Origin of the sequence: Aquimarina sediminis, from assembly GCF_002895435.1 — a bacterium.
Taxonomy (GTDB): Bacteria; Bacteroidota; Bacteroidia; order Flavobacteriales; family Flavobacteriaceae; genus Aquimarina; species Aquimarina sediminis.
The window spans coordinates 276,234-286,779 of record NZ_POYJ01000006.1 but is presented as its reverse complement, the minus strand read 5'-3'; the positions used below and the strand labels follow the sequence as shown (position 1 = coordinate 286,779).

At 32.2% G+C, this 10,546-nt stretch carries 14 protein-coding genes; 3 read left to right on the top strand and 11 right to left on the bottom strand.

Translation table 11 applies throughout. The features are described 5' to 3' along the window. The first annotated feature begins 131 nt into the window (after nucleotides 1-131). From C1X07_RS15230 to C1X07_RS15220, 3 genes are all read left to right on the top strand, one after another. Nucleotides 132-833: a thioesterase II family protein gene (locus C1X07_RS15230; RefSeq protein ID WP_103070891.1), complete on the top strand. Its 702-nt coding sequence runs from the start codon at nucleotides 132-134 to the stop codon at nucleotides 831-833. 64 nt (nucleotides 834-897) lie between these two features. Continuing rightward, nucleotides 898-1,692, top strand: coding sequence for an aspartate/glutamate racemase family protein (locus C1X07_RS15225; RefSeq protein WP_103070890.1), 795 nt, complete (start codon nucleotides 898-900; stop codon nucleotides 1,690-1,692). A 52-nt stretch (nucleotides 1,693-1,744) separates the two neighbouring features. Next, complete coding sequence (locus tag C1X07_RS15220; protein WP_103070889.1) at nucleotides 1,745-2,683, top strand: ornithine carbamoyltransferase; 939 nt, start codon at nucleotides 1,745-1,747, stop codon at nucleotides 2,681-2,683. A 148-nt stretch (nucleotides 2,684-2,831) separates the two neighbouring features. Here the strand turns inward: C1X07_RS15220 and C1X07_RS15215 are convergent, their stop codons facing one another. The 11 genes from C1X07_RS15215 to C1X07_RS15165 all read right to left on the bottom strand — a co-directional run bounded on the left by C1X07_RS15215 (nucleotide 2,832) and on the right by C1X07_RS15165 (nucleotide 10,519). Beyond that, nucleotides 2,832-3,335 (bottom strand): hypothetical protein, encoded by a 504-nt coding sequence (locus tag C1X07_RS15215; RefSeq protein ID WP_128755291.1) that lies wholly within the window; start codon nucleotides 3,333-3,335, stop codon nucleotides 2,832-2,834. A 68-nt stretch (nucleotides 3,336-3,403) separates the two neighbouring features. Next, complete coding sequence (locus tag C1X07_RS15210; protein WP_103070887.1) at nucleotides 3,404-3,799, bottom strand: hypothetical protein; 396 nt, start codon at nucleotides 3,797-3,799, stop codon at nucleotides 3,404-3,406. 70 nt (nucleotides 3,800-3,869) lie between these two features. Further along, complete coding sequence (locus C1X07_RS15205) at nucleotides 3,870-4,187, bottom strand: hypothetical protein (protein ID WP_128755290.1); 318 nt, start codon at nucleotides 4,185-4,187, stop codon at nucleotides 3,870-3,872. A 247-nt stretch (nucleotides 4,188-4,434) separates the two neighbouring features. Beyond that, on the bottom strand, nucleotides 4,435-4,848 hold the full coding sequence (locus C1X07_RS15200) for a hypothetical protein (RefSeq protein ID WP_103070885.1): 414 nt from the start codon (nucleotides 4,846-4,848) through the stop codon (nucleotides 4,435-4,437). 86 nt (nucleotides 4,849-4,934) lie between these two features. Then, nucleotides 4,935-5,453: a DinB family protein gene (locus tag C1X07_RS15195; protein ID WP_103070884.1), complete on the bottom strand. Its 519-nt coding sequence runs from the start codon at nucleotides 5,451-5,453 to the stop codon at nucleotides 4,935-4,937. A gap of 69 nt (nucleotides 5,454-5,522) precedes the next feature. Then, nucleotides 5,523-5,855: a hypothetical protein gene (locus C1X07_RS15190; RefSeq protein ID WP_103070883.1), complete on the bottom strand. Its 333-nt coding sequence runs from the start codon at nucleotides 5,853-5,855 to the stop codon at nucleotides 5,523-5,525. Nucleotides 5,856-5,971: 116 nt separating this feature from the next. Further along, nucleotides 5,972-6,886 carry a hypothetical protein gene (locus C1X07_RS15185; RefSeq protein WP_206604246.1) on the bottom strand — a complete coding sequence of 305 codons (915 nt, stop codon included), beginning with the start codon at nucleotides 6,884-6,886 and terminating at the stop codon, nucleotides 5,972-5,974. Between the two features lie 743 nt (nucleotides 6,887-7,629). Then, the gene (locus C1X07_RS15180) at nucleotides 7,630-8,052 is read right to left on the bottom strand and encodes a VOC family protein (RefSeq protein WP_103070881.1); all 423 of its coding nucleotides are present in this window, start codon (nucleotides 8,050-8,052) and stop codon (nucleotides 7,630-7,632) included. Between the two features lie 32 nt (nucleotides 8,053-8,084). Then, nucleotides 8,085-8,831, bottom strand: coding sequence for a helix-turn-helix domain-containing protein (locus C1X07_RS15175; protein WP_103070880.1), 747 nt, complete (start codon nucleotides 8,829-8,831; stop codon nucleotides 8,085-8,087). 44 nt (nucleotides 8,832-8,875) lie between these two features. Then, the gene (locus tag C1X07_RS15170) at nucleotides 8,876-9,604 is read right to left on the bottom strand and encodes a hypothetical protein (RefSeq protein ID WP_103070879.1); all 729 of its coding nucleotides are present in this window, start codon (nucleotides 9,602-9,604) and stop codon (nucleotides 8,876-8,878) included. A 3-nt stretch (nucleotides 9,605-9,607) separates the two neighbouring features. Next, entirely contained in the window at nucleotides 9,608-10,519 is a 912-nt protein-coding gene (locus C1X07_RS15165) for a DUF5996 family protein (protein ID WP_103070878.1), read from the bottom strand. Nucleotides 10,520-10,546 lie beyond the last annotated feature (27 nt).

Sequence of the window (10,546 nt, the reverse complement as noted above, 5' to 3'; positions counted from 1 at the left end):
GATAAAAAGGATGAAGATGTACCTCTAAGCTATTCTTAGAATAGATATCTTATACGTTCTTTTTTGGCTATCCATACCATAAAGTCAAAATTCACTTTTAATAAATCTCAATCGAAGAATTTTTTAATACTATGACAAAAAAGATTAAGCTTTTTTGCTTGCCTTATGCAGGAGGCTCGGCAAGTATATATACCAAATGGAAACCGAGATTAGCAAAAAATATAGAACTATGCCCAGTTGAACTAGCGGGAAGAGGAAGAAGAATCTCTGATAGTTTTTATACAAACCTGAATGAAGCGGTAGAAAACATTTATGATCTCATAAAAGATGATATTTTAGAATACGATTATGCTTTTTATGGGCACAGCATGGGAGCATTATTAACCTATGAATTTCTCCAAAAAGTAGCTTTATTAGGATTAAAACCTCCTATACATGCTTTTTTCTCAGGGAGAAATGCTCCTCATACTGCTCGAACAAGAAGAAAATATTCTTCGATGAGCCCTTCAGAATTTGAAGAAGAAATCTTAGCATTAGGAGGAACACCACCTGAGTTTTTTGCTTATCCAGAGCTTAGAGAACTATTTATCCCTTTATTAAGGAGTGATTTTAGTATTGCAGAAACTATTGTCGATAGACCAAATATTACTCCTTTAAAATCTAATATATCCGTTTTGATAGGAAAAAATGAAGATATTTCTCCTGATCAAGTGAATGGGTGGAAATTACACACCGATAAAAAATGCTCAATCTATTATATCAAAGGAGGGCATTTCTTCTTACAAGATCAGAAGGATACTATTGTTGACATTATTAATACTACTTTATCATAACAGGTATTAAAAACAAGGTGAATTTTTCAGGTTTTCTTTTTTTAGAAATAAAGAATATATTATAATGAATGATACTATAAAAATAATTGGCATTGCTGGAGGAATGGGACCAAAAGCAGGTGCAATGCTATTTGACTATATCCTGGAGCATACCAATGCACAAATCGATCAAGAGCATTTACCAGTTGTTCATATATCATTTCCTGAAAAAATTAATGATAGAACGGCATTTCTTGAAGGAAAAGTACAAGAGAACCCTGCTTATGAAATCATTGAAGTTTTAAAAAAACTAACATTAGCCGGGGCGCAGGTGATTGGTATTCCTTGTAATACCTCACACACACCTCAGATATTTAATATTATTAGTCAAGAGTTTGGGTATTTTAATAATAATGTCAAATTGTTAAATATGCCTTTAGAAGTAAGCAGGTACTTACAATTAAACTACAAAAGACAAACTAAAATTGGAGTATTAACTACCAATGGAACATACCGCTCTGGGGTTTATGAATCTTATCTAAGTAATTCTGGACTCACACCAATTATACCCAACTACGAATTTCAAAATGAGAGTGTGCATAAACTAATATATGATCCCGAATTTGGTTTAAAGGCAAATACCAAAAACTTGACCAGTAAAGCAATAACACTTTTTGATGCCATACTAACGTATTTTAAAGAAAGAGATGTAAGCGTTATTCTTCTTGGGTGTACAGAGTTGTCGATGTTAAAAGATCATATGATCTGGGACACTAATATAGTATTGGTAGACTCAACAGAAGTATTGGCCAAAGCACTTATAAGAGAAGCTACAAGCCCGAAAAAAGTGGCACATAAAGAAGAAGAAGTATCTCTTTGATTAGAGTATAGCAGTATACAGAATAAGAAAATAACATAAAACTAAGTATAAAATGAGTCTTACAATAGTTAAAAAAAGAAAACATATTATCTCATTGAGAGATTTATCAGAACAAGAAACACTTGATATTATTAATAGAGGTATTGAATATGCAAATGGAGCGGTAGAACTAGGGCAGCAGCTAGCAGGTAAAATAATTGGGATTTATTTTACAAAAACATCTACAAGAACAAGGACTTCATTTTCTACTGCGGCCCTTAGATTGGGAGCACAGATTATTGCCTATGGACCTAACGATTTACAAATAAATACAGGCGAAAGTATGAGTGATACCATGCAAGTACTGTCCAGGATGCTTGATGGTTTGGTAGTAAGAACGGCAGGAAGTCCCGAAGTGCTTAGAGCTTTTGCAAATCAAAAAAGAATGTCTGTAGTAAATGCAATGACGCAAGATGAACACCCTACGCAAGCATTGGCAGACCTTACTACGATGAAACAACACTTTGGAGAATTATCAGGGCTCAATATTGTCTATATGGGAGAAGGAAATAATACTGCAACAGCATTAGCATTAGCTTTGGCTAAGTTTTCGAATATAAGAATAAGCTTTTTTACGCCTCCAAATTACCATATAGATCCACAGATTTTACAATACGCAAAAAATGAAGGTGAAGGAAACAATACGATCATCAATGAATTTCATGACCTAAAGTTTTTACCTTCTGATGCTGATGTTATGTATACAACACGATGGCAGACTACCGGAACCGCCAAGACCGATGCCAATTGGAGAGAAATATTTCAACCCTTTGCTGTAACAGATCAATTAATGTCAAAATATCCTAATGCTATTTTTATGCATGATTTACCGGCACATAGAGGAGATGAAGTTGAAGCTTCGGTAATCGATGGTAATAAAAGTATTGTTTTTGAACAGGCAGAGAATAAAGCCCATAGTGCCAAAGCCGTCCTCGAATGGTGTATGAGGTAGACAGTAAAACTCAGATTTTAATAAGGACTCCAATGTTACGTACCATCATTGGAGTTTTTTTTGTGTATTATCAAAATAAGATTATTGATTACCTCATAATTTTTTAGGGACTCGTGCAACGGTTATGTTATGGTTGTAGTACAACGTTTTATATTTTTCTTTTCAATTTCTCAAAACAATATTCACTGTCCAATATTTCAGATAAATCATTAACGAACTTCTTTGCCTTAGTTTTGTCCAAAATAGGGATAAAGCAATTTATAAATCCAAAATCTCTTGTTTTAAAAAACAATTCTAAATACAATTCAGTCTCTTTTGGTTTAAAGACTTGTTCAGAATCTAAATCAACAAATTTGTTGTTAATTTCTATGAATAACCTGTCTAGTAAACCATGTTTAGTCAAAATCCCAATAATAGTTGCATTCTTATAGTTATTGGATTTGATGTCAATACACGGGTTTAATTCAGGATTTTCGACTGGTGACTCCATAGTTGTACCAATATAAAAATCAGAATTTGGTAAAAACACTAATAGGTGTAAAGATCTAGATGAGTTTTCTAATTCAGTTCGAATATCTACATAGTTCAATTTTTTTTGAGAAAAAGACAGATTAATTGTTAGAGTTAGTAGTAAGCAAATTAAAATTCTCATTTCGTTTATAGGTTGCATAACGTTTGGCTAAATCTGGGTTTAATACAGCTTAGGTGTTGTTATAGCCTTTAATTCTTACCTGTTTTTATTTCTAATTCTTTTTTACGAGATTCAGATAGCTTGTTTTTTATAGGACTAAAATCTATATAATCTTTTGATTCAATCCAACGAATTTTTTCAATCAAGATCTCTTTTTCCAATCCATACAGTTTATGTAAAATATTGCATCGTAAAAAATTTATAATTTCTGTCTCCGTTGATGATCTTTTTTCAACGATTTCATTATTCAAATAAACTCTGCCTGGAATTTTAGATATTTCCTCATAATACTCAGTAATTACGAATTGTTGGAGGTCGATTATTAGTTCTTTATTTTCATTATTCTTAAAATATAGAGTTATAGAGCCGCCATCCATCAATGCACCTAATTCTTCAAAATCATATTCATTGAGATTATATTTCATATAGGCTATAACGTTTTGGCTAAGCTACGTTTTAATCCATTTTTACATAGTGTTATGAACTTTTTATATTTCATTCATTATCAAACATTTTATTCAATTTCCATTCAGCTACTTTCTGAATCCTTAGAACTCTATTTCCTAATTCAGGGTTATATGAACACCTTCCCTTATTAAAACCAATCCAGTCTGGAAAGTAAACTTTAGCTAGTTTGAACATTAGTTTGTTAAAGTATTTTGGTCCGTAATTTCCTGTTTCATTTTTGTTTCCAACGATCAAAAAAGTCCTATAATGAATTACATATACAAAGGCGCGAGTCAAATTAAGTGACGGAGTTGGTAGACCTTCATCCTCCCAGAAAACTGCCCAAGACATACCTTCAATCTCCATTTTAGGATTTGAAACTATAGTTTCCTTTGGTAATGAATTCTTATTATAAATCATTGCTGTCCAAAATCGAAAGAAAAGGTATATGTGGATTATATATTCGATATGCCTTATTGTTTATAGTAATAGGGTACGCGCACTAGTACGCATATATCCACTATGTTTTTTACAAATGTAGAGGATTTCGTATTGATTTTACTTTGCATTGGTTTTGAGTATGATATATAGCAAGTAGCTGGCTTTATATTATTCAAAAGGTTTTCTTTATAAGTTTATTGGCAAGTTTTAATTCATAAACTGCGATGGCTACTATAACGATGATTTCAATGGTAATATATATCCATCCCGAAATTTTTATGTACTGACTATCATTTAGTGCAAATCCAATTGATATAAGACAATACATCAAATTCAATATGGCAATTCCTCTCAGCCAAAACCCTATATGTTTGTTTACTTGAAAATAACAAAAAAGATCATATACCATATACAGTAATGGAAGTATAGAAAGTGTATGTAAAGTTGTTTTGGGTATGCCAAAAAAACGCTCTAGGTTTACCAAAACTATCCCAAGCGAGAAGGCTGTAAATAGTGCTCCAAGACCATCAAAGATGAAAATTTTTTTTGGGTTATTTTCTATTATAGTAGTTAATTTTCCTAACATGATTTATACAAAATTTTACCTTTTTTGAAACTTCTTTAGTTCTATGATTGGGGAGAATTCTTCAATTATTTTGTCAGATAATTTATTCATGAGTTACTTTTACTCGTCTTAGCTATGTGATTCGTTTTTTCTACTTTGTTAAAGTAAAAAAGCAAATCGGTTGATGGAGCTTTAGTTAATTCCAATTGATGCCCCATAGTTATGATCTGCCCTCTATGATAGGTGCTGTGGTTCATACAATGTTGAATTAATTGAGCTTGTGTAAAAGTTCCCGAAAGGAATTTAAATCCAACACTTCGAAAATCATTCAATTCTTTCATCTCAAGTTGAGAAGAATAATCAGAAAATTCTTGTGATTGTTCAATTAATATTTTAATCGTTTTGATAGCAGTACTATCATAGTTTTTACTAAAAGGAATTTGTTTCAATATCGATAGATATAAAATTTGAGCTTCCAAAATATGATTAATTGTCAATCGTATAGTTGGAAAGCTAGAGTTGCAAGATTCATCTAGTTTGTTCTCTTCATTACTCAGTAACCAATCTACAATTCTTTGATTAGCCCAGAGATTATATTTTGTCAATATTCCAATATCTGTTATCATTCCTAAACTACTTATAACAGTATAACGTAAAATGTGTTTTAAAACATATTACATATTGTTGTTTTGTCATTATGATTCAATCTTAAACCCTTCCGAATCCGAAATAATTCGACTGAGGCTGTTATTTTTCCAGTCTAAATTCTTATTAGCAAATACTATTGCATTCGCAACCAATTTTGGAGTAATAGCTTCTATTTCATCTTTTTCTTCAATTCCATTTTGTATATAACGAACATGAGAATTATCAACTCCCCGTGAGAAACTAAATCTAAAATTGGGTTTGTCTACTAATCCAATAGTACAAAAAACTAATCCATAATCTTCATCATACTTGATACTCCAGTAGTATTGAATATTATTTACGGTTATTTTTCTAATATTTTTATTCTTTGGTAAGGTCATTTGTTATTCTAATGAAAGCTAAGGTATAATATTGTGCATGGTAGCGGTTTTTACTCACCAATCTTTTGTTTTTTACCCAGACTATATATTACTTATATCTGGCGTTAGCAATTGTTTTACCATTCTCTCCATTCTTCTGTCAAATCAATTTCAGAATCAATGTTTAGACCGGTTTTTCTAACGATTTTATTTATAAAATTACAAAGTTCTTCTCTTTCTAATGTATCTATAACGTTCAGTCTATGATTAACTCTATTGATATTTTTAGTGATTTTTTTTACTGAGTTATAGATGGTCGTGGCATTTCTTTTTTTTGTTAAAGTAATAATTTGGGCTATATAATCGATTAACAGTTTTTCAATTATTTCAATTGATTCATCAGTAAAAATACCATCGCCTTCAGATTTTCGTCTTTTCCATTCAATTGTAGGGAGTTTATTTTTGAAGCCTGTTATGTAATTAATGTTTTCTGCTTTGATATTCTTATTTTGTTTCCTTAATTTTTTCTTGAGCTTATCTTTTTCAATTTCATATTTATCCAATTTCATAACTCTTAACCAGATTAATTCATATTTATCATTTAAAGCGGTTAGAATTCTGAAGTCTTCATATTGATACCACCAGGCATATCCGTATGTAGATTTACTTCTATCATAAGGTTTCTTTTTAAGTTTTTCAAAAATCAAATCTTTGTAGTCACCCAATTCAAGAGAAAAAGGCAAGTCGATTGGTGATTTTTCTTTGTTTTTTGAAAAATTATTGTCAACGGTAATTTGACTTACAATTAATTCGTCACTAGAATTATCAGAAACATCAATAGGAGTTCCATAATTTTGTGAATACATTTTATTGCCTATAAAAGTCAATGATATTATATCTCCTTCTTTCCAGGTATCTGCTTCATAAATATATCCGTCTGTATTTTTTTGAATTCTAATTTCTTCATTTAATTTATATTCCTCAATGAATGATTTTATTCTGTTACTTTCTATAGAATAACCTAATAGTTCTATGAATGAAATTTCTTGCATAATTTTTAGTACTGGCAACGTTTTATTATACATGTTTTATCAAGGCAAAATATTCCCTGGTTTTTTTGGTATTTCTACCAGCATTATGCCTAACCAAAAATACAATAACTATTTGATTAATAATTGATAGACTATGGTACATATGTCAAAAATCAGACGCTAAAGAATGCTATACAAGATAGAGGTTGCTGAACAGTCACGATAAGCACTACCCATTTAGAACACCAAGATAGGGGAGTCAGGATGACTCGAGCAGATAAAATGGTCCTTAGAATTGATCCCGAGGTGGTTCGAGTTGATACAATCAAGGTTCTAGCCACCTGTTTAGGTAGTTCGAGCTGATACAATCACGCTTCGAGTTGATCCCGAGGTAATTCGAACCACCTGCATAGGTAGTTCGAGTTGATAAAATGGTTCTTCGAGTTGATAAATTATCAAAATGAAGCGTGAACCTATCAAAAATATTCGATAAAGTATCAGCTCGAAGCGTGATTGTATCAAAAATATTCGTCGAATTATCAACTCGAAACGATAAACTATCAGCGCGAAACGGCAATCTATCAGCTCGAACCACCTCGGGATCAAAAAGAACCCTGACCATAATAGGATACCCCTTATAGGGAAGGGGTAGTACCTATACTTTTCGGGCTAATCAATACCATTAGGTCAAAGGGTATAACACATATAACTGGTTGATTTTCTTTTGCTGTAAATTCAAAGAATAAATAGCGTTACGAAGTGATTTATGCTGTTTTTTCTGCAAAGCCCAAAATGTAGCCATTACTATCTTTGATATAAAACTCGCGCATTCCGTACCAGGCAGTTTTCAGTTCGGTAGGTTTTATGTCTTTGTCTTGGAGTTGCTTATAAAAATTATCAATTCCATCAATTTCCATATAAAAAGAAACGCTTGCTCCTATCGAAGGGTGTTTTGAAAGAGTTACGTCCTGTTTAAAACTATCGGTCCTTTGAAACATTAGCTCTACATCGTCTTTACGTACTAATGCGTATACATATTGTTTTTCGCTATTCAACGTTTGTTCTATTTCGTTTTGTGCTTCCGAAACTGCCATTATAAGCGAAAAGCCTAAAATTGTTTGATAAAATTCTACAGTTTCTTTAATATCTGTTACCTCAAGATTTGGTGTTAACTTGTTTACTTTCATCGTGTTTATGATTACTATTGATAAACACAAAGTTACTCTTGTCGAAGTGTCGATAATTGTAAAAATCGGTCGTTTTTATTTTGGAATAATCCTTTTGGGGTGGTGCCAGTATATTTCTTAACTTCTTTTATGAAATGAGATTGATCGTAATACTCGTTTTCTGGAAATAGCTGTCCATTAGCAATTTGATTAAATGTAGCATTACATTTAAGTATGTTACAAAAGGTCTTGAGTGAAAACCCAAATTGATTATTAAAATACCTATTGATTTGCCTGCTATTCCAACATACTTTTTCAGAAAGTTCTCTAACAGAGATTTCTCCTTTTAGTTTATACAGGGTTTGAAAAAGAACAAACTTTCTCTGGTCAATTTCTTTACCGTTTTTTAGATCGTAAACTATTTTCCTGGATATAGAAGATATAAACCTTTCAAAATTGTGACACTGTAAATGTTCGATATTTAAAAATGATCTCGGGAGTTGGGTTTCAGTATTTTTCAATTCTTTAATGGATCTCTTAAAAATATATTCGGCAGCAAGTAGTTTACATCGTATTCCTATCAATTTGGTGTTTTTTGGGATCGAGATCTTAATTTGCCTTGTCCATACTCCGGTTAAAGAAATTTTGCGTATTTGTTCATCAGAGATTTCAAAAATCAAGTCAAAAAATCCATCGGGTAGAATTTCGTAAGCATAATCCTGTTCGGTATTTGCATACTTCCAAAAGCTCTTTATAAAGTTTGAAATATATCCTTTGGTATGTTGTTCCTGGTAGTTCATTTATTTTTTCTACAACAAAACATAAAGTGTTAAGGAAGGATGTGTTAGTGTATAGTTACTTTAAGAGCATATTTTGATTCAACAAGTATTCCTCTTTCATATCTATTAAGTAAAGGTTTTAATAATAGTTTTGCATTAATACCTAGCTTTATAATTTCTTTCCATTTCTCATCTTCCAAAATGGCTTTATTGTCATAGTCATTTCCATTTGGAGGAGTATATTTAACAAGAGATTTATGCCATGTTCCAATTGCATCATATTCCTTTTGTGTAATCAATGAAGATTTGATGTGTTTTTCATATCCTTTGATTAAGTCTAAATCATCAAAATAGGAAGACATAAATTCTTTAAATGAGTAATAAGGATTAGTGTTGTTTGGATGAAGCCAAGTTCTCTTTTGATATTCTAAATTAGTCAAGTCAATTAATGAGTAAATCCATGACCTTCTCCAGTTTTCATTAGTAGATTCGATTTCCCTAATTACTATTTTTTTTGGCACTCTATTTCTTAGTATAAAACCAGAAGAAATCTTACCGTCAATAATTTTACTATTATATCTTGATTTAATATAAGGTCTTGCTCCATCAGTTGGATGGAATACTTCAGTTAAATATCCACGTTCTTCTCGGGTCAATTCTCTAACCGAACCATCTTCATTAATACATACATATTTAAAGCCCTCTTCTTTTCCTCTAAGAGGAACAAAATGGTATAAGTATATTGTGATAAATAGAAAGGCGATTATACCAAGAATCCAAGCTAATATTATCATTTTCTAATTTTTTTCCAGTTTTGCTCGATCCCAATCCGAGGTTCTGGTAGCAGCTTCATAGGTTGTTTGTAAAAAAGCAAGTAACGTTTTTTCTGGATTGTCTGATTGTACTACATCTTCATATTTTAAGAAAAATTCCCCCATTTCGGGGCTGTAAAATGCTTCTTTGGGTAAGACTTTTTGGTTTCCAAAATCAGCATCACCGGGGTATACGTACGAATAAAAAACGGGAGTAGGAGAGTCTTTGGATCCGGGCCAGAAACCTGCACTACTTACTTCATGAGAATACGCTTCCTGCATCACATCTAATGGCATATTAGGCATACCTCCTTGATGAAGGGGAGCAGGGTTTCCCGAAAAACGAGTAACTGCCAAATCAAAGGCACCCCAGAAAAGATGAACGGGACTTGCTTTTCCGATAAATCGACTTCTAAACTCGTGAAAGACCAGGTTGGTTTTTAGCATGGCTCTCCAAAGAGCATTTGCCGCATTTGGGTCATAGGAGTGGTTGACTGTGTTTTTGGAAAAGGGAATGGCAGGATCCATTTCGTTTGGGCTTCCATGAATTTTGACAGTAATACCTATACTATTGAGCTTTTGGAATAGTTTGTCATAAAAATCAGCTACCGTCATGGGTTGAAGATCAATGCTTAATTCATCTTCGCCTGTACATCGAATGAATACCTTATGTTGTTCAAAATCAAAATCTATTTGAAAAACACGTCCTTGATAAGGAATCCCGTTAGTAGAATATCCATGTGGACTAATGTATAGTGCCGTATGCCATGAGTGATTTTGCCATGGCATGGTTCTCAATCGTATTTTACCAACTATCTGAATCCACTGATGAAGCGTTTCGATGGTATCTTGCATTTGGGTAAAATTCAACTCTGGCCAGTCTTGTTTGTTTTTCATCTCCGAGGTGTTTTTAGATGCTTTATA